At 51.5% G+C, this 22,304-nt stretch carries 19 protein-coding genes; 6 read left to right on the top strand and 13 right to left on the bottom strand.

All coding sequences use genetic code 11. The features are described 5' to 3' along the window. Nucleotide 1: 1 nt before the first annotated feature. From ACG2XO_RS14870 to ACG2XO_RS14860, 3 genes are read right to left on the bottom strand one after another with little or no spacing between them, the layout of a single operon-like run. Nucleotides 2–2,011, bottom strand: a complete 2,010-nt coding sequence (locus tag ACG2XO_RS14870) for a DUF3488 and DUF4129 domain-containing transglutaminase family protein (RefSeq protein WP_410498770.1) — start codon at nucleotides 2,009–2,011, stop codon at nucleotides 2–4. Next, nucleotides 2,004–2,981: a DUF58 domain-containing protein gene (locus ACG2XO_RS14865; protein ID WP_410498769.1), complete on the bottom strand. Its 978-nt coding sequence runs from the start codon at nucleotides 2,979–2,981 to the stop codon at nucleotides 2,004–2,006. The genes ACG2XO_RS14870 and ACG2XO_RS14865 overlap by 8 nt, the downstream gene beginning before the upstream one ends. Beyond that, the gene (locus ACG2XO_RS14860) at nucleotides 2,982–3,914 is read right to left on the bottom strand and encodes an AAA family ATPase (protein ID WP_410498768.1); all 933 of its coding nucleotides are present in this window, start codon (nucleotides 3,912–3,914) and stop codon (nucleotides 2,982–2,984) included. A 66-nt stretch (nucleotides 3,915–3,980) separates the two neighbouring features. Between ACG2XO_RS14860 and ACG2XO_RS14855 the strand changes: the two genes are divergently transcribed. Both ACG2XO_RS14855 and ACG2XO_RS14850 read left to right on the top strand, forming a co-directional pair. Continuing rightward, on the top strand, nucleotides 3,981–4,919 hold the full coding sequence (locus tag ACG2XO_RS14855) for a histone deacetylase family protein (protein WP_410498767.1): 939 nt from the start codon (nucleotides 3,981–3,983) through the stop codon (nucleotides 4,917–4,919). Nucleotides 4,920–4,965: 46 nt separating this feature from the next. Then, the gene (locus ACG2XO_RS14850) at nucleotides 4,966–5,454 is read left to right on the top strand and encodes a C40 family peptidase (RefSeq protein ID WP_410498766.1); all 489 of its coding nucleotides are present in this window, start codon (nucleotides 4,966–4,968) and stop codon (nucleotides 5,452–5,454) included. 72 nt (nucleotides 5,455–5,526) lie between these two features. Here the strand turns inward: ACG2XO_RS14850 and ACG2XO_RS14845 are convergent, their stop codons facing one another. From ACG2XO_RS14845 to ACG2XO_RS14800, 10 genes are all read right to left on the bottom strand, one after another. Continuing rightward, entirely contained in the window at nucleotides 5,527–7,590 is a 2,064-nt protein-coding gene (locus tag ACG2XO_RS14845) for a hypothetical protein (RefSeq protein ID WP_410498765.1), read from the bottom strand. Then, a complete protein-coding gene (locus tag ACG2XO_RS14840; RefSeq protein WP_410498764.1) occupies nucleotides 7,587–8,120 on the bottom strand; it encodes a hypothetical protein in 534 nt (177 codons plus the stop codon). The genes ACG2XO_RS14845 and ACG2XO_RS14840 overlap by 4 nt, the downstream gene beginning before the upstream one ends. After that, nucleotides 8,080–9,297, bottom strand: a complete 1,218-nt coding sequence (locus ACG2XO_RS14835; protein WP_410498763.1) for a type II secretion system F family protein — start codon at nucleotides 9,295–9,297, stop codon at nucleotides 8,080–8,082. The genes ACG2XO_RS14840 and ACG2XO_RS14835 overlap by 41 nt, the downstream gene beginning before the upstream one ends. 2 nt (nucleotides 9,298–9,299) lie before the next feature. Then, entirely contained in the window at nucleotides 9,300–10,898 is a 1,599-nt protein-coding gene (locus ACG2XO_RS14830; protein WP_410498762.1) for a GspE/PulE family protein, read from the bottom strand. Nucleotides 10,899–10,947: 49 nt separating this feature from the next. Then, nucleotides 10,948–11,619, bottom strand: coding sequence for a hypothetical protein (locus ACG2XO_RS14825; RefSeq protein WP_410498761.1), 672 nt, complete (start codon nucleotides 11,617–11,619; stop codon nucleotides 10,948–10,950). Further along, on the bottom strand, nucleotides 11,616–13,241 hold the full coding sequence (locus tag ACG2XO_RS14820) for a hypothetical protein (protein WP_410498760.1): 1,626 nt from the start codon (nucleotides 13,239–13,241) through the stop codon (nucleotides 11,616–11,618). Before ACG2XO_RS14820 ends, ACG2XO_RS14825 begins: the two co-directional genes overlap by 4 nt. Continuing rightward, nucleotides 13,238–14,104: a type II secretion system protein gene (locus tag ACG2XO_RS14815; RefSeq protein ID WP_410498759.1), complete on the bottom strand. Its 867-nt coding sequence runs from the start codon at nucleotides 14,102–14,104 to the stop codon at nucleotides 13,238–13,240. The genes ACG2XO_RS14820 and ACG2XO_RS14815 overlap by 4 nt, the downstream gene beginning before the upstream one ends. Before the next feature lie 32 nt (nucleotides 14,105–14,136). Beyond that, nucleotides 14,137–14,673, bottom strand: coding sequence for a hypothetical protein (locus ACG2XO_RS14810; RefSeq protein WP_410498758.1), 537 nt, complete (start codon nucleotides 14,671–14,673; stop codon nucleotides 14,137–14,139). A 131-nt stretch (nucleotides 14,674–14,804) separates the two neighbouring features. Then, complete coding sequence (locus ACG2XO_RS14805; protein ID WP_410498757.1) at nucleotides 14,805–15,488, bottom strand: type II secretion system protein; 684 nt, start codon at nucleotides 15,486–15,488, stop codon at nucleotides 14,805–14,807. A gap of 99 nt (nucleotides 15,489–15,587) precedes the next feature. Beyond that, complete coding sequence (locus tag ACG2XO_RS14800) at nucleotides 15,588–16,409, bottom strand: prepilin-type N-terminal cleavage/methylation domain-containing protein (RefSeq protein ID WP_410498756.1); 822 nt, start codon at nucleotides 16,407–16,409, stop codon at nucleotides 15,588–15,590. Nucleotides 16,410–16,900: 491 nt separating this feature from the next. Between ACG2XO_RS14800 and ACG2XO_RS14795 the strand changes: the two genes are divergently transcribed. The 4 genes from ACG2XO_RS14795 to astB all read left to right on the top strand — a co-directional run bounded on the left by ACG2XO_RS14795 (nucleotide 16,901) and on the right by astB (nucleotide 22,298). Continuing rightward, nucleotides 16,901–18,187, top strand: coding sequence for a tetratricopeptide repeat protein (locus ACG2XO_RS14795; RefSeq protein WP_410498755.1), 1,287 nt, complete (start codon nucleotides 16,901–16,903; stop codon nucleotides 18,185–18,187). Nucleotides 18,188–18,417: 230 nt separating this feature from the next. Then, nucleotides 18,418–19,440 carry an arginine N-succinyltransferase gene (astA, locus tag ACG2XO_RS14790; RefSeq protein ID WP_410498754.1) on the top strand — a complete coding sequence of 341 codons (1,023 nt, stop codon included), beginning with the start codon at nucleotides 18,418–18,420 and terminating at the stop codon, nucleotides 19,438–19,440. Nucleotides 19,441–19,443: 3 nt separating this feature from the next. Beyond that, the gene (gene astD, locus ACG2XO_RS14785) at nucleotides 19,444–20,916 is read left to right on the top strand and encodes a succinylglutamate-semialdehyde dehydrogenase (protein WP_410498753.1); all 1,473 of its coding nucleotides are present in this window, start codon (nucleotides 19,444–19,446) and stop codon (nucleotides 20,914–20,916) included. After that, nucleotides 20,916–22,298 (top strand): N-succinylarginine dihydrolase, encoded by a 1,383-nt coding sequence (astB, locus tag ACG2XO_RS14780; RefSeq protein WP_410498752.1) that lies wholly within the window; start codon nucleotides 20,916–20,918, stop codon nucleotides 22,296–22,298. Before astD ends, astB begins: the two co-directional genes overlap by 1 nt. The last annotated feature ends 6 nt before the right edge of the window (nucleotides 22,299–22,304 follow it).

Raw genomic sequence — 22,304 nt, 5'->3', positions numbered from 1 at the left:
CTTACATGCTTTTATCTTCCGGATGTGATTTGGGCTTGAACTGGCGGCGGCTTGCCTGTGATGATTCGCGTCGAAGTGGATGAAAGTCCTTGATCGCCTGTGCCAGCGCCACTTCGGCTTGCCCATCGTTGGCATAGCGGGCTTGTAAATACAGCGTTGTAATTGCTTGTATTTGTTTGGCTTGTTGCGGAAAACTGGCGCAGGCGCGCAGGGCGAAGTCCTGTGGTGCTTCGCTGAGCTCTCGCTGCAGGGGGGAGAGTTTTTTAATAAAGCGCCGATAGAGTCGGCTGGCTCGATCTGCTTGAGGTGGGCGGTTTTTATACAACAACCACGCGGCAAAACCGCCCAGCGTGATGGCAAAGCCACCCAGCAGCCAAAATATAAAGGCGCTGGACAGGAAGTCGTTAATACCCAGTTTTCTCAAGAAATCACGCTGGCGCTGCTGATCGTAGCCGATGACCCATTGATTCCAGTCATTGACCAGGGCGTCGGCCTGCAGGCGCAGCTGGCGTAGCCAGGCATAATCTTGCCGCAGCATAAACGGAAGATCGGCGCTGTTGACGCTGCGCGCCAAACCTTCGTTGATCCGGTTGGGCGAAATCACTGCGGTCGGATCGATGCGTTGCCAGCCCAGGTCTGCGAGCCAGACCTCGACCCAGGCATGCGCATCCGATTGCCGGACAATCCAGTAATCGCCATTTTGTGCCGCACCCTGATAGCCGGTGACAATCCTCGCCGGAACACCGGAGGCGCGCATCAAAAATGCAAAGGCGCTGGCATAGTGTTCGCAAAATCCCTGCCGACTTTGAAATAAAAATTCATCGATCCGGTGCCGACTGCTCAGTATGGGCGGGGTGAGCGTGTAGCTAAAATCATTGCTGCGCAACCAGTTCAGCGCGTTGATGATGCGCTGCTGTGGGGGGCTTTGTTGCCATTGTTGCGCCAGTGCCTGGCTTTGCGGATTGAGTTCGGCTGGTAATTTCAAGCTGCGTGCGATTTGCGCCGGATCGTCGTTCAAGGTGCGCCAGTTCAGTTGGGAACTTAGCTCAAAACGTTTAAGTTCGCTGAGTTCGGTTTTGTTGATTAGCTGCAGCCGGTTGCTGAGCCGGGTTTGGGCCGGCAGTTGCCGCGGCATTTCCAGCGGCAGTAGCCATTTTTGTTGATGCGGTTCGAGCGTCAGGCTGTATTCATAAATCGGACCTTGTCCGGCGATGAGCGGAATAGACGTAAATTGCCGTTCGGATTGCGCTTTGCTATAGGCCGGATGCCAGCGTATACCGTCAAAATCTTCAAATACCGGGCCACGCCAGTACATCGCCGACTTGCCCGGATTTGCTCCTTTAAAACTCACCCGAAAAGCGATGCTTTCATCCTGAATCAACTGGCCTATGCTGCCGACTTGCATTTCGCTGTCGGATAAACCGGTTTTGGCGCTGTTTAAGTCGGGCAGCGCCCAGAGTGGTGCGGGTAGCCTCGGGAATAAAACGAATAGCAAAATGGCAATGGGTATGGCCTCGAAAATGAATCTTGATGAGACTCCTACGTTGATACCTTGGGGTGGTATTTGCTGTTCTATGCTTTGTGCCATGAATAAAATGCCGGTCAAATTCAGTAAGGCAAACAGCGCTCGCCAAGGTTGCTGCCCATGCAGAAAAGCGATCCCGCTGAGTAGGCACATCAGCAAAATCAAGGCGCGTGCATCGCGCAAGTGGCGAGTTTCGACGAGTTTGACGATGCACAATGCCATCAGTATGGCGACTCCGCCTTCACGACCAACCACGCTGCGATAGGCCTGAAAAACCAGTACGCCAACCAGAACGCAGAGCAAGAAATGCCCCCAGCGCGGGATACGGAACCGTAAATCCGGGCTGAGTCGGGCAAAGAGCAGCAAAATGCAGCTCAGGCTGATGGCCAGCCAGGCCGGTTGCTCCAGCAAGTGCGGAATGCCGGTCACGAAAAGAAGAAAAGCCAGCCTTTGCTGTTCGCTGGCGTGCAGCAGGCGATTAGGCATCACGACGGCTTTCTCCCGGGTATTCGGCCAATGCAACGAGGCAGCGATGAAGATGAGCGTGCCCCATGCCAGGGGGGATTTTGAGCTGGGGTAGTGCCAATCCATAAGGACGGCTGATGGCCTCGGCCTGCAAAATCCAGGCTGTCAGCCGCGATAGTCTGGCTTCGACAGAGAGACCGTGCAATTGATCGAAATCGAGCCAGAAGCTCGCTCCAAGCGGTGTCTGGTGCTGGCGAATCAGGACTTGCCCGGTGCGAGCGCTTTGCTTCCAGGCAATATCGCGTCTGGCATCGCCACGCTGAAATTCGCGTAAGCCAGCAAAATCTTCATTGCCGATGTGCGCCATTTTCTTGCCGTCGCCGCTAAGGCCTTGCTCGGGTAAAGGCGGGGGATTGAATTCGACATGGGGGTAAATCAGCACCGAATTGTCGAATGTCACGTAAGTCCAGCAATGGAAAAAGCCAAGTGGCATGCTGCTGCTGATGGTGAGCCGTGGTAGAGCTAATTTTCCGCGTTGTCGGCTCTGCACCGGCAGCAAGACAAGCTGATGGCTTTGGCCTTGCAAATCACAGCGGGCTGACTCGTTCTGCTCGCGTGCGCGGAGCAGGATGCCTGGTCGCGGCTGGCGCTTGTTGTTGTGCAGCAAGATGGGGAAATAGGCCATTTCTCCGGCAAACACTGGCGTGGCAGCGTTTGTGCTGACTTGTAATCCGAGCAGATTTGCATAGCTGCGCAACAGAACGGCGTGGGCGATACCGATCAACAGGAAGGCGAAAAAAAAGCCCATGCTGAGGCGATAATTCAATGCACCAATCAGCAGGAGCAAAGCAATGAGCACAAATCCCAGTCCATACACGGTCGGAAAAATATACAGCCGCTGATGCCGGATGCGGGTTTGTCCGGTTTCGCGGGGATGGCGTCGGTCAATAAAGCCATGCCAGTAAGTGAGAAGGAACCGGGGTAGCGACATTTAAGGGATCGCCACTGCGCGCATCAATTGTTCGGCAAGGCGCGGGTCACTCCGGCCGCTTTGGCGGGAAATCAGTCTGTGCCCTGCGACCGACGGAAAGACGCGTTGAACGTCTTCGGGAATGACCATGCTACGCGCTTCCAGCCAGGCACTGGCTTTGCAGGCCTGTACCAGCCCCAGCGCAGCGCGTGGTGAAAGGCCGTAACTAAACCGCTGATCTTCACGAGTCGCCGCGACCAAAGCCTGAATGTAATCAAGCAGTGGCTCGGCCAGCTTGATGGTTTTGACTTCATTTTGTGCCTGTTGCAATTGATCTGCGCTGAGGGCTGGTTTTAATTGAGCCAGTACATCCTGACGGCTGATGCCTTGCAATAAGGTTCGTTCGGCTTTGGTGTCGGGGTAACCCAGTTCCAGCCTGAGTAGAAAGCGGTCGAGTTGCGATTCGGGCAGTTCGAACGTGCCGATCTGGGCTTGCGGATTTTGCGTAGCAATGACAAAAAAAGGATGCGGCAGCAGGCGGGTTTGCCCATCAATTGTGACCTGCTGTTCGGCCATGGCCTCCAGGAGCGCCGATTGGGTTTTGGGTGTGGCACGGTTGATTTCATCGGCCAATAGTACCTGCGTAAAAATCGGACCAGGGTGGAAGCGGAATGCATCGGTATTGCGCTCATAAACTGATACGCCGAGCAGATCAGCTGGCAATAAGTCGCTGGTAAATTGTATCCGGACAAATTGTAGACCCAGTATCGTCGCCAGCGCATGCGCCATCGTCGTTTTGCCGACGCCGGGGATGTCTTCCAGTAGCAGATGACCACGCGCCAGAATGCAGATTAGCGCAAGCTGTAGAGTGGCTTGCTTGCCCAAAATGATCTGATTAAGTTGTTGCTCGGCTTGATGTACACATTGCAACACTTCACGGTTTTCGAGGTTCATTTCTTTTCCTTGTTGCAACCCTGTGCGTAAACTTCAAACAGCATATCAGTGAATAGGTAAGTCCAATTGTACGGTTCTAGTGGTGCCACTGCATTAATCAGTCATTCTGCGTGTAGTTTGCATGAAATGGGTCAAGGCCACCCTGAATGCCCTGAGCGGATTGCTGCGATTCAGGATCGGCTGATGGCGTCCGGAATCTGGGACTATTTATTGCATATTAATGCTCAGGCCGCGACGCGCGAGCAACTTTTACGTGTTCATCCCTCTGAATATCTCGATAAGCTTGCCATGTTGTCGCCAGCGCAAGGTCATGTCCATCTTGAGCCTGATACCGCGATGAATCCCTATTCTCTGAACGCGGCTTACCATGCTGCAGGTGCGGGCGTGCAGGCGGTTGATCTGGTGATGCAGGGTAAGGCGCAAAATGCTTTTTGCCTGATCCGCCCTCCTGGGCATCATGCTGAGCGCGAGCGCGGAATGGGCTTTTGTTTTCTGAATAATATTGCCGTCGCGGCACGCCATGCGCTGGCTGAATATGGTCTGGATCGTGTTGCGATTGTTGATTTTGATGTGCATCACGGCAATGGCACCGAAGATGCGTTTTTTGATGAACCCAAAGTACTGATGGTCAGTATTTTTCAGCACCCGTTTTTTCCTTACTGTGGTGATGTGCCTAAAGGGCGCAATATGCTCAATGTCCCGATGCCGCGCGCGAGTAGGGGGGGCGAGTTTCGCGAAGTGGTCACGGAAAAATGGCTTCCTGCGCTGAATGAATTTGCGCCTGAATTGATTTTGATTTCCGCTGGGTTTGACGCCCATCTTGAAGATGACATGGGCTCAATGGGTTTGGTAGAGGCAGATTACGCGTGGGTTACTAAACAACTCATGAATGTGGCCGATATACATGCTAAGAAACGTATCGTCTCCTTGCTTGAGGGTGGTTACGATTTGTCCTCGCTGGCTCGGAGTGTGACTGAACACATCAAGGTGCTGGCCGATGCATAAAATCAAACTATTGTCTGTTTTGTTAATACTGAGTGGGTGTACAAGCATGCAACCCAGTCAGAAAGAAGCCTCTAAAGCAATACCCATTAGATCTCCTGTTGTAAAATCTTTTTCTTCCCAAGCTGCCATCACTCAAAACATGGAATCAGATGCCGGTGCCCGTGAGGTGATCATGGTTGCGCTAGGTTTACTTGATATTGGCTATCGTCTGGGGGGGAGTCAGCCAGAAGAAGGGCTCGATTGCAGTGGTTTGGTTAAATATGTCTATAAAAATGCGGTTCAGCTCGATTTACCCAGAACTTCGATTGAAATGGCATTGGCGACTCGTCCGATCGAGAAGAGCGACTTGAAGCCGGGTGATTTGGTCTTTTTTAATACTCAGGGTCGTCCCTATTCGCATGTCGGTATTTATCTGGGTAATGGCCGCTTCATTCATGCGCCATCAGCCAAGGGAAAAGTGAGGATTGAATCGATTAATAACAGTTATTTTGGTCCCCGATTTGAAGGGGCGCGGAGTTTATTGGCGCAAAAATAGGTCAACAGACCCTAGGGAAAAACAAAAACGAGCAGCCAAGGCTGCTCGTTTTTTTTTATTACCGTTGCCGAATTACTCGGTATCGAAAGTGCTAAATACGGGGCGTTCAACAGTCGGTTGAGTTGGTGTTTGTACTGTTGTGACGGGCGTTTTGACGCTGATTGGTGCCTGTACAATTGGGGTGGTGCTGACTGGTGTAGTTGCAATTGGAGTTTGCGGCGTCACAACAGTGCTGCTTGGCACGGGCGTGATGGGCTGTGGTGCTGCCTGTTGTACCACTGGCTTGGGTGCAATATAAGTTGGCGCACTTGCTTGTACTGGTAATGTTGCTTCTTGTGTAACTACTGGTGGTTGCATCACTCTGACAATCGGTGCCCCGTCTGATGTACTGGGCGGCGGCATAACACCTGCAGGTTTGAAGGGCGCCGTAACGTTGTTCAGATCCGGCATATTGCCAACCGGTGTTTGGTACATGACTTCACTGGTTTTGTTGGCAATCATGTTGGCGGTTCTGAAGTTGTCATAATTGCCGGCATCCATCAATCGCGGTGTAATGATGAGTACCATTTGACGTTCGCTGGATGTGTCATTGGTCGAGCGGAATAAATGTCCGACCACTGGAACATCCCCCAAAACCGGAACTTTGTCTGCATTGCGGCTAATGCTGCTTTTTGTCAGTCCACCAATAATGATGGCGCGACCATCCTGAGCCAAAACGGTGAGCTGAGAGGTCGCATTAGAAACGGTGTCAATGGGCCAATTAACTACTCGATTATCCAGTGTAATCGGCAGGGTGGCTCCGCCACGAATAATATTCGAAATTTCTTGGTCAATTGTCAGTGCAATACTGCGATCTGCATTGATTCGAGGCAAGATGGTTAATGTCTGGCCAATGTCACGTTTTTCGGTTTTTACCGAAGTTTTGGTATTTGTTTGATTGTCGTTGGTCGTTGTATTGGCATCGATACCTGTGGTGAGAATGGCTTCTTCACCAATAAATAGCCGCGCGGGCTGATTATTAATACTGAGCAGCGAGGGCGTTGAAACCACTTTGATCTTGTTTTGTGATTGCAATAACTCCAGACGAATTTTCCACATATCGTTCAAGAAGCCATAGCTAAAGCCGCCACCGGCACTTTTCGCGTCGTTACCAAAACCAATCGAGCTTTTGCCGTCACTGTATGAAACGCTGAACGCGGATTTGAAATCGTCGCCGACCCCAAGCTCCAGAATTTGCATTTCCAATAAAACTTGTTTGGATGGCAGGTCTATGCTGGCAATGAGTTGATCAATCGCATTGAGTGCATCCTCGTCCGAACTACGCACCATTAATAAATTGTGCAGATTGTTATAAGTGACATAAATTGGAGCCCCGCTCGGATTGACTTTGGTTTTGCCGTCGGTAGCTTGAAGCTCTTTAAGTGTATTTGTGCTAGCTTCCGCAATGATTTGTTTGATCGAACGTAACTGGTTCGGGTCGTCGTTGGTGTTGTAATAATTATTGTTGGGGCGGCCATCATAGTAGCGGCCATCGTTGTATGGATTGAATCGGTTGTAACCCAGTCCACCCTGGCCGGAAATCGAGGCCAGATTATTTGCTGCAACCGAGATTTGACCGGCATTTCGAGAGCTCAGTGCCAAGGGAGGGGCTTCTTCGACTGGAATTTCGAGTTGCACCCGATCACCAAAAAGCGATTTGACTGCATTGGCCGCACTGACTACGTTGTTATGTTTGAGTGTCAATACTCGAGTTTTGTCATCGCGGGCAACGATAATGTCGTGCCTGAACTCGTCTTCGCTCATGATGATATAAGTTCGGCTGTCTCGATCAAAGCGATACCAGAGGCCAGTTGCACGGCATAAATTACTAACCAGAGCAGGTAAGGTGGTATTTCTGAGGTAAAGGGTAACCTCCATGTCGGCTACTTTATTGCTGGCAATAACGTTAAAGCCGGAGAGTTTGGATACCAAGCGTGCAACTTCGGCAAGCCGAACAGAGCGAAAATCGACGTCACCAATGGATTGTGTGCTGCCATACACAGTCAGTGTTGGTTGCTGTGGTTCTATTTTGGCGGCAAGTGTAATGCCACTAAGAAAAAGGGCTGCGATCAGCGTGGTGTAGGTGTTGATTTTCATCGTAAAACCATCAGCCCTTGCGGCAGAAAGCCCGCTTCGATTACGACAGTATCCGGATCGATCGAAAGTACTTTCAGTGCCCCTTTGCTGAGCGTTAAAGTCTCTCCAACACGCAGCGTCACGGTATCTTTACCATCAATAGTGAGTGATACGATGCTTTTTCCTTTGGGTTGCCACAGAATGGCTTTGACCTTAATCCGTTCTATGCTGCTTGTCATCCCGCCTGAAGAAAATTGATCATTAAAGCGGCCTTGAGTCATAAACTGAGGGCTAACCGAAAATGGATCTCGTGCTGATGTGTTTGCTGCTTTTGCTGGCGTAGAGGCTGAAGCTGCGTCAAAGCTGAGATCGTTGGGGAGTTTTCCGGCCAATGCTGGCGTAATGCTGAACGTGCAAACACACAGCACCATCGCAATGGTTCTGGCTACATGGCCTGAGCTGTTGTTGTTTTGCATACGTTCTCTGTTGATGACGGATTTGCCGCTATGTTTAACGGGTTGAAAGCGTAAATACAGCTTGAAAAAAGGCAAAGTACACAAAGCCGACAATCCCGCCGACTAATAAAATCATCATGGGCTCAACCAGTAATGACAGTAATTTGACCCGTTGATCCAGTTCTTTTCGGAAAAACAGACCAAGTTCGGTCATGATCTTGGCAATTTCCCCTGTTTTCTCTCCCAGCAATGCCATTTGAGCAAATAACTTAGGGAATATATCAATTTTTAAACTTTGTGCCAAAGACTGTCCTTGCAGGATTTTCTCGCCAGCCTCCAATAAAGCTTGCCGGTGTACATGATTATCTATTGTATAGGCAGTAATTCGTAAACTCGATAGCAAAGATAGGCCACTTTGCAACAGTATTGCTAAAGTCCAACAGGTTTTTGCCATGTTTGCCGAAATGATGCACGACCCGACAATAGGAATTTTTAGCAATATTTGATCGATCCAGTACCGGGTCACATTGATGCGGTAGCTCAGTAGAATGGCCGCTGCTAACAGAGCAATTGTAGTAAATGCAAATAAGCCATTTTCGAGTAACCAGTGGACGGTATCCAGCAATGTCTGTGCGGCCCAGGGAATGGCTTTGCCTCGGGCTTCAAGAAAAGACTGGAATTTGGGGACTACCGTCAGAACGAGGTATAAAACGACTCCGACTGACAATAAAAATACCATGACTGGATAAATCGAACTGGTGATCAGTTGCTGACGTAACTCTTTACTTCGTTCCAGATCGAGTGCCAATCGTTCAAGTACGGTGCTCAATTCCCCTATTTGCTCTCCACTGGAAATGAGTTCTGCCATCATCGGTGTAAAAGGTTTGCCAATATCTGCCAATGCACTGGAAAAACTTTGCCCTTGCTGGAGTTTGAGTGAGATGATTTCAAGTACTCGTTTCATCCGGTATTTGCCGGAAATTTGGATGCTGGTATTGATTGCATTAATCAGTGTATTACCTGACCTGAGTAATAGCGATAGCTGGCGAAATAATAGAATCAGGTCATTTTGGTTGATGCCAAGCCATGCTGCAGGATGCAGCATTGTGCTCAGATTGCCTTCATTATCTAGCTCGGGTTGAATTTCCCTTAATTCGAGGATATGCAATCCAGATTGGCGTAGAAATTGCTGGGCAGCAGTTTCGCTGGCCACATCAATGACATCAGTCATTTCATTTCCGTTGCGATCCAGGGCTCGATAGCGCCAGGCCATTTTCACTCTTCTCCCAGCAGGTAGTATCGCACTTCGTCAACACTGGTTGTTCCATCGAGCACTTTTGTTCGGGCATCTTCTTTGAGTCGATACCAGTCTTTAACCAGAGGGATGAGTTGGCGTTCGGTTTTGCCTGCAGCCACAGCATCTGCGACTTCAGGGTTGACCCACATGCCTTCGTAAAGCCCAATGCGCCCACGATAGCCACTGCCCATACATTGGGGGCAACCGTGTGGTCGGTAAATGGGCGAATTGAGTGGGATGCCGAGTAGTTGGCTTTCTTCCTGGGTACTTTGGCTAGTTGTACGGCAGGCTTTGCATAAACGCCGCACGAGTCGCTGCGCAAACACGGCAACGACGGTATCGGCAACCAGAAAGCTTTCGCAGCCAATATCAACCATGCGCGTTAAAGCGGCGAGCGCATTGTTGGTGTGTAGCGTGGATAGTACCAGGTGACCAGTCATTGCTGCTTTAAGTGCCGTTTTTGCCGTGTCTGGATCGCGGATTTCTCCGACCATAATAATGTCTGGGTCGTGACGCAAAAAAGACTTGATTGCATCTGGAAAATCGCATTTTTCATTGGCCTGAACCTGGGTAACGCCATTAAGTGTTTGTTCGACCGGATCTTCTACCGTCATGATATTGAATCGGTTTACATCGAGTGTTCGCAGTGTGGCGTAGAGCGTGGTTGACTTTCCCGATCCGGTCGGTCCCGTGACTAATACGATCCCGTGTGGTTTGGCGAGGGTCGCTTTGAATTTCTCAAGCAAAACAGGAGGCATGCCAAGCTGATTCAGTGACAGATTGAGTTTGCCTTGATTGAGTAATCGAATGGTCAGCCGTTCGCCGTAGCGGGCTGGTACGCTGGCTATCCGCAAGTCGCTTTCAGCATTGTGCCAGTCCTTGATTTCGTAATGCATGCTGCCATCTTGAGGAATGCGCGACTCTGTAATGTCCATGCCAGCCAGTACTTTGATGCGTGATATCAAAGCTTCGCCATTGGCTTTAGGCAGCATTCCGCCCCAGTGCTGCAAAACACCATCGGCACGAAAACGAATACGCCAGGTGTCATAAGTGGGTTCGATGTGAATATCTGACGCATATCTGAGCCAGGCTTCTTTCATGATCCGATCCAGCAATTTGACTGGGTCTTCGATTTCATTGGTATAACCGCCTGAATTGCCTGTGTGCTGTTTCAGTATGGCCGCCAAGCTATCTGATTCAGCCAGTGCAATTGGTAAAGACACGCCAAGGGCTCGGCGGGCGGCATCCTGTGCAGCTCTGTCGTCCGGGTCACCAACCAGCAAAAAACGCTGATTGTTGAATCTGACAGGTAGAGTTAAATGTCGTTGTGTGAGGCTAGGGGGGAGCTTGAGCAAATCCTCTGCGGCAACAAAACACTCTTCAGGATTGAGGTAAGGGATTTTTCGTGAAGTGGCGAGCGCCATATTGAGCGCTGTTAGTGGTAGACGGTGTTCACGCAGCGCGACTTCCAGAAAAGGCAGGCGCTCAGTACGAGCCCGTGCACGTAATGAAGGCAGGGAGTGGGCATCAATCAAACCGGTTTCAATAGCTGCATTGATTAAAGCGGCCTCATTCATTTTCCCCTCCTTTTGTATTCATGCTGCATTGTTGTTAATAACGATATGTTTACAGAGACAGATCCATTGAGATTTCCAGCCACTGCTTCAAATCGCCCGCATTGTCCTTGCGATATTTGACTTCAATTTCAAACCGTACCGGCGCGACTAAATAAGGTAATGTTTTTAAGCCTTCCAGAAATTGCATCAATCCTCGATAAGATGCCCGTGCCTTGAATTGAATTAATGGTCTCTGATAAGGGTTGTCTGCCAATTTAGCCCACATTTCTGAATTGGGTGGATTGCGAATTTCCGCAGCGCTAATCCCAATGTCTGTAAATTCATCAACCAGTAAATCGCAACGGTTTGCCATGGCAGAAATGGCAATTTTAAGGTTCTGATGGGCGACCAGATCCCCTTTGGGTGCAAAGCGATTGGTCAGCTCTCTTTCCCGGTCAAGCAATTGGGTGGTTCCCAGTCTTAACACTTTCAATGCCTCGTGCAAATCGGCAATGCTGGTTCCGGGGGGGACTTCGCCTACAGTTCTGATTGCATTCGCTTTTTCGTTCACTGCGGCAATTTTTTGTTCGATTTTAAAAATGCTTTGCTGGCTATACAGATTAATTGCATAAGCAAGTGATGCAATAATTGCCAGACTGGCGATCAGATACTGATTCTGATGCGTTCTGGATCTTTTCTTCCATGCCATTCTGATGGCTGATATTGAAAAGCGTGATTTCATGGAATCACCTTGGGTTGTGTGCGTTTTTCTTCAGGAATCAACCAAAAGCTGATTTTATAGCCGGGTAATTCGTTTCGGCCGGGAGCGACGGTGACTTGTGACTGGGTCACAATAAAGCCATTCGATTTAATGGCTTCGGCAACATTGGCTGCAAACTCCTGACCCGCCACATCAGATAACGACCATGCTTCGACATAGATGCCGATATTGCCATTACCCTTTTTGGTATTTTCTTTCAATACATTAAGCACGACCTGATCACCGATAACATTGCCCAGGACGCGAATCAATTCAGGCAATTGCTGAACACGGTCATCCAGATTAATGATACGTCCGACTCGTGCCTTGATCAGATCATGCTCGGCCTGACTGGTTTTTACCTGCTGATAAAGCATCGACATTGCGGTTTCGGTATCACTGTATTTGGAGTGCGAATCGGTTTGTGTGCTCAGGGTCTTCACCGCTTCGGCAAAGTCGCGCTGTTGTTGTGTCAATTCAAACACCGAAGTTCCAGCCCAGCCCAGAATCAGAGCCAGCCCAAGCCCAAACAGGTACCAGCGCATCAATGCCGGATTTTTCCAGTCAATATCGAGTGGCGGTTTAATCGGCAGCGGGGCGCATTGGCCAGGTAAAGGTTTGCTGCTCATCAGCTTGGCTAGCTGGCGCATTTGCATATCAATGCCGTCAGGATGCTCGGTCGGTGTCAGGCCAAAACGATCTCCAAGTGAAGCGATCATGGCCGGTTCTGGCACGCAAAACCAGATGACATCAACATGAGTAATTTCAGGGAGAGCCCAGTCATAAACCATATTACTGACCCAATCGTCCTGGTTGCGGTGAATTGCACGCTCTTCTTGACGAATCCCCTGGATCTGTCCCGCTATCATCAAGACTGCAACGACTGATTCCTGATAAATTTCAAGCCCGATTCTGCTACCGCCGAGTCCAGTGGTGGCAAGGCCGTTCAATGGAAGTAGCTGGGTGAGTTTCAGTCCTTCCTGTTGAAATGCGAGGCGCCATTCTTCGAGGCGAGAACTGATGGTGCCCGATAGCAGCCAGCCATACAGTGAAGCACCACCATTCAGATGATAGCCGTGATGTCCGACGCTCACGGTTTTACTGGTTTCACGCAAAATGGTCTGATGTTTGAGCGCCTGATCGAGCTCTTCGCGCTGCAGCAAACCCAGTCGGATGGCCAAATCGCCAAATTGACTGGGGGTCGATTGTGCACCGAGTTCGGCAATTTTTTCTTCAATCACGAGTCGTGAATTAGCCGACAGGCTGCCGCGACCTTCCAGAACTGCACCGAGTGACCAGATAGCCTGATGTTGCTCAAGCAGTGGCTCAAGCTCCCAACGTGCCATCGAATCCATTTCACGGCGTGGCTTGGGGCTGTAAGGATTGACCGGGAAATCAACCCAGGTCGTCACAATATCATTGGCCGCCAGAATGACGTTCTGAGTTTTGCGATACAGCTCGGGCAGCATCGATAAAGCCTGCTCAAGCCGGATTGCTGCAATAGTCGTTGAACTTTCGTTTATGCCATTATTCCAGATCGCTGCATGCAGTTTGAAACCGGTCCAGATCAGCAATAAAGTCGGTTTTTTTTTGAATAAACTCATGGCGTAACCTCGAGCGTCACAGGAGCCGGAAGTGTGCCGGGATAAAAGTCGACATAGCGCTTAGCTTTGATTGCGCCCGCTTCAACTGCCAGCAAAATATGGCGGCCAAATGGTACTTGTCCGGCATAAGCTGCGGGTTGGGTCAGACTGAAAATTTGGCTGCTACTGGCCGCAATGGCTTGATCCGCACTCCAGCGCTGACGCCACTGCAGGGCAGCTGCACCGGCTTCCTGACTGATCAGAACGATACTGATGGTGTGTGGATTGGAGTCGGTGTTGTTGATGGTTACAGTCCAGCTGGCTAGATTGACCAGCCAGTCAGTGGCCGCAATTGAAATGGTTTGGTCATCGCCGCCGCCTGATGCAGTATCCCGCCCCTTGCTTAACCAGCTAATGGTGTTGCTTCCCAATGTGGGTTCAAAGGCATTGCCCCAGCCATCCTTGAATTGCCCGCTTGCGCCGGTTTGTATTTGCTTTCGAATGCCTGCCGAGAACGACAATCCTGTTGCTACGTCATTGCTATCTGTAATACCGCTGACGCCATCTGGCGTAGTGTCATAAAACACGTTGGCGGTAGTTGCATAAGCTGGATTGCCGCTACCGAGTAACTCGGCCATGGTGTTGGGCAGTCGACCCATATCTGCGACAAAGCCGGATAGGCGCATTTCTCCGCCGAAAGCGGGGGTATTTCTTCCTACAATAGCCTGTTCAATGACTCCCAGCCTATACCGGGTGTCATTGTCTCGCTGGCTGCCATCTTCATCGCCGAGCGTCGCCAGGCCGATGCCTGCTGTGGCGGCCAAAAGGGCGATCACCATCAGCATTTCGAGTAGCGTGAAACCGGCGTTGGGGCGGTTAGTCATATATGTGGATAGCGGGTCGTCTGATTTGGATTTTATTGAGCGGGGGTGAATGCAATGATCATCAGCCCAGGTCCGCGAGAGTAGTTATAGGCATGTACAGCAGTAAATTCGAGCATGTCTCCTGCCTTGTACTTGCCGATGTGCTGTGCCGCTTGTTCTTCGATGTAGGTGACGACATATTGTTTCTGGTTTTTGGCGTCTGTGTAACCCAATACAATGCGTTGCTTAACGGTAGGCATCGGTGTAAAGCCCATGGTGCTCAATGCGGCAAGGAGCACATCGGCTTTCTGGGGTTTTGCGCCATCAAGTAGTTTGGCAGTAAAGCGTACCAATGTCGGTCTGAGAATGATACCAAGATCTTTTGATGCTTCATCGGTGGGCAAGGATTTTGCCATTAGCTCAGCCAGTTTGACATTTTTGACCGTTAAATCGCTCATTTTGGTTGAGGCGACTTGGCTGGCTGTATCGGCCTTGCTTTGATCTGCCTTACCTTGATAATGAACTACACCAACTATGCCGGACGAGAGTGCAAGCAACACAATGCAGGCCAGGATGATTTTTTTCTTCACGATATAGTCATTCCTCATGGGTAGCTTGCTAAGCGGCTATTGAATATCGGTTTTCTAATGTTTATTTCGACCGTAATGGCGCAAAGCTTAACAAAATAACGCTTGGCTTGCAGCCATTGCCAGTATGCAGCCTATAAACACAACACCAGATTGTCTTTGTAAGCGCCGGTGTCGTCACTAGGGCGGCAATTGGCATCGATGATTTTAGGATCGGTGCCAAAATCACCATCGGCGCCGGCGGCGATTAATCGGGCGGGGCATTCGCCGTTGGTGCGAGCCGGACAATTGTTGTCGGGTGGGTAAAACAGGATTGGGCGTCCCTTGTTGATGCGACCCTCGCTCGTTCCGATAGTGGCAGATGCTTTGGATACATACCACTGGTATGTGTCGCTGGTGCTTGCCTGATATTCTTTTCCGGCTGATACCCCTTGCATGGTTTGAAGGCCAATTCTGAGCCAGCCGATGCCGTTGGGCTGTAGATAGGGGCCGTGCCAGCCACGTTGTGCGTTGCTATCCCAGATGCAAATACCGGTGCAGGTGGTGGGTTGTTTGATTAGTAGCCCCAGATCGGCGGCGTGAATTGGGGAGAGCTGGCTGGCCAGTTCGGCAGGGCCACCGCTTTCTCCGGGCCAGTAACCGATATCCCGATGAAAGCGCTGCAATGCCGAGGCAACTTCGTTCATCTGCACCGTGCTCAGTTGTTCGTTGCCGTCGCTTTGGATATTGCTGCTGTTGACTAGTGCGAGGCTGGCTAGCGCTGCCATGATGGTGATGACGAGAAGGAGCTCGATCAGGGAAAAGCCACGCTGGCGCATTAATGACTCCGGACTTCAATAAAAAGTGGGCACATCAGTGTACTGAGTGCCCACGTGTTTGACTATCCTTATGGCGATCAAGCTAAAGCAGTAACTCGCTTACAGTGCACCGTTCCAGATACCCAATTCTTCGTCGAAGGTTTTGCCTCGAGCCGAAACAACAGCCACCAGTGTTGCACCATCGGTGACGTTCGGCGCTGTATCCAGCCCGGTATCAAAGAAGGCAATGTAGCGGTTGTATTTATCAATTGCGAGGCTGCTATCTTGCGGTGCACGATAGAGAGCACCTGCATAGTTGGCATTAAACAATGTTGAAGATGGGCCTACGCCGAACGCAACGATGGTGTTGGTCGTGCTGACATTTAACCGAGCACCTTGGTTGGCCGCATCCAGTGTGACCAGCTGAGCTGCCGTATTGACGCTGACTGATGCTCCGCACTCGGAATCGGTAGGAATACCGGTACCCACTTTGAATGAATTACCCACCAATGCTTTATTTGATTTGGTGGTGAAGTAGAGCGTGGCCGATGCGGTGGTGGCACCACAATAATCAGTGTCGACGACCTGAAGGTGATTAATGCCGACATTGGTTAATGCAGTGAGCTGCGATGCTGACACGGCTACCGCGCTCAACAGCATGGTGCTCAGGCTTGGGCTTAAGAATTTAATGACATCAGCGGTGGCGAGGTCACCAGCGGAGTTACCAACCAATGAGTCAAAGTAGTCAGGGTAAGAGTTATTCAATACTTTGAAAGTTGCAATTGACTTGAAGGTTGAGTCGATTGCATCGGCATTAATACCCGCTTTGGCATTTTTATCTGCCGAGTTGATCATGGCGGTAGAGCCAGCAGCAATTGCCGCGATGATCGCTACTACGACCAGCAATTCGAGTAAAGAGAAACCGCCTTGTTTGGCTTGCAATTTGCCCAGTTGGCGTTTCAGTTTAGGGTCGCTCAAGTCTGCTGGAGAGATTTGCCCCAGCCGAGCTTTGACGCTATTAAGATCTTCAAAACCAAACAGTTTAAGAACTGACATGGGGAACCTCGCTTTAGTAATTTAAGTTCAAGCCCGGTGCCGGTTGATCCAGCATCTGTGCTATACGATTGCCCGGTCGCGGTAGAGTGGAGCAACAAGGCTTTCCTGGTAATGACTTGGTTTTGTCTTTCGCTTGACGCTGCGGTGCAAAACTAAGCATCATGATTGCTGTATCGGTATAAAACTTTGGGACTTTAGGGCGACTTTAAAAAAAATTGCATTTATCGCTATTTATCTCATTGTTGACGCACAACTATTTGGTTTTTCCGTGGTGTTGCCGAAGCAATTTATATTACGAATGAATGGTGGCTGCACCTTGTGGCTATCCCGTAAGCGTTGTTGCTTACTGTTCCGAGTCATTTATTGTGAGCATGTGAATGAAAGTTGCCCGTCTATGCTGTTTGACTAGCCTCATATTATTGCTGGGTGCTGGCGCTGTTCAGGCCGAAACAATGAGTGCCGGGATGCTGCAGGTCAAAAACTGGCAAAGCCGGGCGGTTCGTGGAGATGCAAAATCCTTTGCGGCTATCGTTGCGGCTGCCAAGCGTGGTGATAGTTATGCGCAATGCGTGTTGGGCGTCATGTATGGCAATGGGCAGGGCGTCGGACGTAATTATAAGCAGGCAGAGAAATGGTTCCTGCTTTCTGCCGAGCAGGGGTACTCCGAAGCGCAATTTAATCTTGGCTTGATGTATGACCGTGGCCTGGGTGTACAGGAAGATCTGATCGAGGCGCTGCGCTGGTATCGCAAGGCGGCGACGCAAGGTTTGCCCAAGGCGCAGTACACGCTGGCGCAAATGCATGATGCCGGTGTGGGGGTTCCGCAGAGCGATATCGAAGCACTTCGCTGGCTGCGTCAGGCTGCCGAGCAGGATTATCCCGAATCACAAAATGATCTTGGCGTGATGTACGAAACCGGGCAAGGTGTTCCTGTTGATCCGGTTGAAGCATTGAAATGGTATCGACTGGCTGCCGAGCAGGGCTATGTCGAGGCGCAATACAATCTGGGTGTGATGTATAGCAAAGGCACGGCCATGCCGCGCAATGATGCCATTGCCGCTAAGTGGTTCCAGCGCACGGCGGAACGGGGCTTGGCCGAAGCACAATATAATCTGGGTAATTTCTATCTGGTTGGCCGCGGTGTGCCAAAAAATGAAAATCTGGCGACTCGCTGGTATAAAAAGGCCGCCGAACAAGGTTTGTCCGATGCTCAGTACGCGCTAGGCGTGAGTTACGACAAGGGCCTGGGTGTCGCCAAAAATAGCACGATTGCGGTCGGCTGGTTTTTAAAGGCTGCCGAGCAGGGCGTGATCGAGGCGCAATACAATCTGGCCGTGCATTATGCCAAGGGTGAAGCGGTCAGGCAAAATCTGCCCGCCGCAGTGAACTGGTATCGTAAAGCGGCTGACCAGGGCTATGCACTGGCACAAAGCAATCTGGGTGTGATGTATGCCAATGGTCAGGGCGTACGACAGGATGATGCCGAAGCCTATAAATGGTTGCTGATTTCAAAGAATAATTCGGCACCAGAAAGCAAAGTCTACGCCAAGGCAGTCAGTGTGATGGCCGTACTGGAAAAACTGATGTCGCCAGATCAGCTTGTTCGTGCACGGCTCGCTGCCGAGTCCTGGCACGCTGTATCGCAACCTGCGGCTGCTCGGTAAATAACCGTACAAAAGTTATCCAGTAAGGCACCGAAGCCGCAGGCAGTACAGGTAGTACGACAAGGTGAGGTAACGATGCTGGACGGGGTGACCTCGGGCCAAAACTTTTGGTTTACTACTTAAGCGTTTTCCAGCCTGATCGTATTGATATGCTGGGGATAGACCCAATACGCTGCATCGCGCTGCTTTGCTACATTGAACAGATTCAAATGTCATTCTAGGCATGTTCAATGCTGATTCGTCCCACCCGACTCTCCGATCTTGATCAACTGATGATATTGGCAGGCAGTGCCGGTGTTGGCGTGACGACGCTGCAAGCCAATCCGGAACGCTTTATCAAGCGGATCGAGACCAGCATCGCCAGTCTGAACGGTCATTTGCCGCTAGGGCAGGCCAGTTATCTGTTTGCGCTCGAAGACGACGAAACGGGGCAACTGGCGGGTATTTGCGGGATCGAAAGCGCTGTCGGTATGGATGATACCTGGTACAACTACCGGGTCGGTCTGTCGGTGCATGCCTCGCGTGAGCTCGATATCTATAAACAATTACCGACGCTGTTTCTGACTTCCGATCTGACCGGCTCTAGTGAGCTGTGCACACTGTTTTTATCTCCCGATTATCGCAAGGACGGCAATGGCGCATTGTTGTCCAAATCGCGCATGCTGTTTATGGCTAGCCATCGCGAACGCTTTGGCTCCCGGGTGATCGCTGAAATGCGGGGCGTGTCGGATGAAGCGGGGCGTTCACCATTCTGGGAAAGCCTCGGGCGACATTTTTTCAAAATGGATTTTGCTCGTGCCGACTTTTTATCCTACGTCGGCAGCAAATCATTCATTGCCGAGCTGATGCCTAAATACCCGATTTACACCTGTTTGTTGCCCGAAGAAGCGCAGGCGGTGATTGCGCATGTTCATCCGGCGACCAGCCCGGCTCGTGCGATGCTCGAGTCCGAAGGTTTTCACTATCAGGGCTATATCGATATTTTTGACGCCGGGCCGACGCTGGAATGCCCGCGAGACAGTATCCGTGCGGTTCGCGACAGCCGCGAGTTTCAAAGTCTGTCAGTGACCCAGCCTCCCAAAAATGCGACCGCCTGGCTGGTCAGCAATGGGGCGCTGGCCGATTTTCGCGCGACGATCGCATATACACGACCACTCGAAGACAGCCTGCCGCTGACTGAAGCAGTGCTGAAACGACTCAATCTTGAAGACGGCGCCAGCGTGCGTGCCGTTGCGCTTTCATCCAAGGGGTAAGTAATGAATTCGATCCACGGTAATCTGATTCATGGACAGTGGCAGCAAGGTTCGGCTGAACCATTCGCTTCGCGCAATCCGGTTTCGCAAGCAATCGTCTGGCAAGGCAATGCGGCAAGTGCCGCTGATGTGAATGCCGCAGTAGCCAGCGCCCGTTCAGCCTTTGTCGCCTGGCGAGATCTGGATTTTGACACGCGTGTGGCGCTGATCCGCAATTTTGGCGAATTACTCAAGGCCAATCAGGCGGCGCTGGCCGAAAGCATTGGTCTGGAAACCGGCAAACCACGCTGGGAAGCGCTGACCGAAGTCACGACGATGATCAACAAGATCGAAATTTCGATCAAAAGCTTTGAAGAACGTACCGGCACCAAAGAGGCTGCGCAGGGCGACGCGATGGCGGTTTTGCGCCACCGTCCGCACGGCGTGGTGGCGGTTTTTGGCCCGTATAACTTCCCCGGGCATCTGCCTAACGGCCATATTGTGCCGGCCTTGCTCGCCGGCAATTGCGTCGTTTTCAAACCGTCCGAGCTGGCGCCGATGACGGCGCAAAAAACCGCCGAACTCTGGTTGGCAGCCGGTTTGCCGGCAGGCGTGCTCAATGTCGTGCAAGGTGCGCGTGACACCGGCGTAGCGCTGGCGTCTCATTCGCAAATCGACGGGCTGTACTTCACCGGCAGCGCAGGTACGGGTTATGCGCTGCATAAACAGTTTGCCGGCCAGCCGGAAAAAATCCTCGCGCTGGAAATGGGTGGCAATAATCCCTTGCTCGTCGAAGAAGTCGCCGATCTTAACGCGGCTTTGCATCATGTCATCCAGTCTGCATTCATTTCGGCTGGCCAGCGTTGTACCTGCTCGCGCCGTTTGCTGCTGCCGCAGGGCGAATGGGGCGATGCCTTCCTGGCGCGTCTGGTCACGGTGGCGAGCCAACTGCAAGTCGGCGCGTGGGATGCCGAACCGCAACCTTTTATGGGCGCCGTCGTTTCGGTCACTGCGGCGCAAAATCTGCTCGCGGCGCAAGAGCGACTGCTGGCCGCTGGTGCTGTCAGCCTGCTGGAAATGAAAAACCTGCAAGCTGGAACGGCCTTGCTGAGTGCCGGGATTCTGGACGTGACCGGCGTCGAAAACTTGCCGGATGACGAATATTTCGGCCCGCTCTTGCAGGTTCAGCGTTACGCAACATTTGAAGAAGCAATGACTCTGGCCAATGCGACGCGTTTTGGTCTTGCTGCCGGCATTCTGAGCGATTCGCGTGAGCAATACGAGCGTTTCTGGCGCGAATCGCGCGCCGGCATCGTCAACTGGAACAAGCCACTGACGGGGGCTTCGAGCGCCGCGCCGTTTGGCGGTGTCGGTGCTTCGGGCAATCATCGCGCCAGCGCCTACTATGCTGCCGATTATTGCGCGTATCCGGTTGCGTCGATTGAAGCCGAACAACTTTCCTGCCCAGCGCAACTGCCACCGGGGATGACACTGTAATGACTGCCAGTACTGTTTTTGAAGCTTTTGCAGGATCAAAAGGATTCGAGGCCAATTTTGACGGCCTCGTTGGCCCGACTCACCATTATGGCGGCCATTCATTTGGTAATGTCGCCTCGACCGGCAACGCCAAACTCGTCGCCAATCCACGCGAAGCGGCTTTGCAAGGTCTGGCCAAAATGAAGGCGCTCGCCGAGATGGGTTACAAGCAAGGTGTGTTGCCGCCTCAGGAAAGACCAGCGACCTGGCTGATTCGTGACCTGGGGTATACGGGTAGCGATCAGGAAATGATTGCCGCTGTGGGTAATACCAATCCAGGGTATCTGTCAGCCATGTGTTCGGCGTCATCGATGTGGGTCGCCAACGCTGCAACAGTGAGTCCGTCGGGCGATACGAACGATGGTCGTGTGCATTTCACCGTCGCTAATCTGCAAAACAAATTTCACCGTGCGATTGAACATCGCCAGACCGAACGAACGCTGAAAGTGATTTTTGCCGACCCGCAATACTTCAACGTCCACGCGGCTTTACCAATGCTGGCCGCGCTGGGCGATGAAGGCGCAGCCAATCACACGCGCTTTTGCCGTGATTATGGCGTGCAGGGCGTTGAATTTTTTGTTTACGGCAAACAGCATTGGGGCGGAACCGTGGAGCCGCAGCGTTTCCCGGCACGCCACACGCTCGAAGCCAGTCAGGCTGTTGCACGCCTGCACGGCTTGCGTGACGAATATACTGTTTTTGCCCAGCAAAACCCGGCGGTGATCGACGCGGGCGTTTTTCATAATGACGTCATTGCTGTCGGCAACCAGAATGTGTTGTTCTGCCATGAGCAGGCCTTCCTGAATTCGCAGCAGGTCTATGCCGAGCTGAATCGGAAATTCGGTGCCGGATTTAATCTGATCGAAGTGCCGACGAGTGCAGTCAGTGTCGCCGACGCGGTTAAATCATACTTGTTTAACAGCCAGCTACTCGCCAAAGCCAATGGCAAGCAACGCTTGCTGGTACCGGAAGAATGTTGCAACACGCCGGACGTATGGGCTTATTTGCAACATCTGGTGCAGGACAATCAGGCAATTGATGAGCTGCTGGTTTTCGATTTGAAGCAAAGCATGCAAAACGGCGGCGGCCCGGCCTGCCTGCGGCTGCGCGTTGCACTGACCGAAGCTGAAGCGGCGGCAGTCAATCCGGCGATCTGGATGAATGGTGCACTATATGCCCGTTTGAGCGACTGGGTGAAGCGCCATTATCGCGACCGTTTGGCCGAGGGCGATCTGGTCGACCCGCAATTGCTGATTGAAGTCCGCACTGCGCTCGACGAATTGACGCAGATATTAAATCTTGGCGCGATTTATCCTTTCCAGCGTCACGGTAGTGATGAATAAACGGCG

The organism is Chitinibacter sp. S2-10, from assembly GCF_046530675.1.
Taxonomy (GTDB): domain Bacteria; phylum Pseudomonadota; class Gammaproteobacteria; order Burkholderiales; family Chitinibacteraceae; genus Chitinibacter.
This window is presented reverse-complemented; position numbering and strand designations above follow the sequence as displayed.

Excerpts from the sequence above, each read along its gene's own strand:
- ACG2XO_RS14870 (WP_410498770.1), bottom strand. The coding sequence starts at position 2,011 with ATGCCTAATCGCCTGCTGCACGCCAGCGAACAGCAAAGGCTGGCTTTT.
- ACG2XO_RS14865 (WP_410498769.1), bottom strand. The coding sequence starts at position 2,981 with ATGTCGCTACCCCGGTTCCTTCTCACTTACTGGCATGGCTTTATTGAC.
- ACG2XO_RS14860 (WP_410498768.1), bottom strand. The coding sequence starts at position 3,914 with ATGAACCTCGAAAACCGTGAAGTGTTGCAATGTGTACATCAAGCCGAG.
- ACG2XO_RS14850 (WP_410498766.1), top strand. The coding sequence starts at position 4,966 with ATGCAACCCAGTCAGAAAGAAGCCTCTAAAGCAATACCCATTAGATCT.
- ACG2XO_RS14845 (WP_410498765.1), bottom strand. The coding sequence starts at position 7,590 with ATGAAAATCAACACCTACACCACGCTGATCGCAGCCCTTTTTCTTAGT.
- ACG2XO_RS14835 (WP_410498763.1), bottom strand. The coding sequence starts at position 9,297 with ATGGCCTGGCGCTATCGAGCCCTGGATCGCAACGGAAATGAAATGACT.
- ACG2XO_RS14830 (WP_410498762.1), bottom strand. The coding sequence starts at position 10,898 with ATGAATGAGGCCGCTTTAATCAATGCAGCTATTGAAACCGGTTTGATT.
- ACG2XO_RS14825 (WP_410498761.1), bottom strand. The coding sequence starts at position 11,619 with ATGAAATCACGCTTTTCAATATCAGCCATCAGAATGGCATGGAAGAAA.
- ACG2XO_RS14820 (WP_410498760.1), bottom strand. The coding sequence starts at position 13,241 with ATGAGTTTATTCAAAAAAAAACCGACTTTATTGCTGATCTGGACCGGT.
- ACG2XO_RS14815 (WP_410498759.1), bottom strand. The coding sequence starts at position 14,104 with ATGACTAACCGCCCCAACGCCGGTTTCACGCTACTCGAAATGCTGATG.
- ACG2XO_RS14805 (WP_410498757.1), bottom strand. The coding sequence starts at position 15,488 with ATGCGCCAGCGTGGCTTTTCCCTGATCGAGCTCCTTCTCGTCATCACC.
- ACG2XO_RS14795 (WP_410498755.1), top strand. The coding sequence starts at position 16,901 with ATGAAAGTTGCCCGTCTATGCTGTTTGACTAGCCTCATATTATTGCTG.
- astA (WP_410498754.1), top strand. The coding sequence starts at position 18,418 with ATGCTGATTCGTCCCACCCGACTCTCCGATCTTGATCAACTGATGATA.
- astD (WP_410498753.1), top strand. The coding sequence starts at position 19,444 with ATGAATTCGATCCACGGTAATCTGATTCATGGACAGTGGCAGCAAGGT.
- astB (WP_410498752.1), top strand. The coding sequence starts at position 20,916 with ATGACTGCCAGTACTGTTTTTGAAGCTTTTGCAGGATCAAAAGGATTC.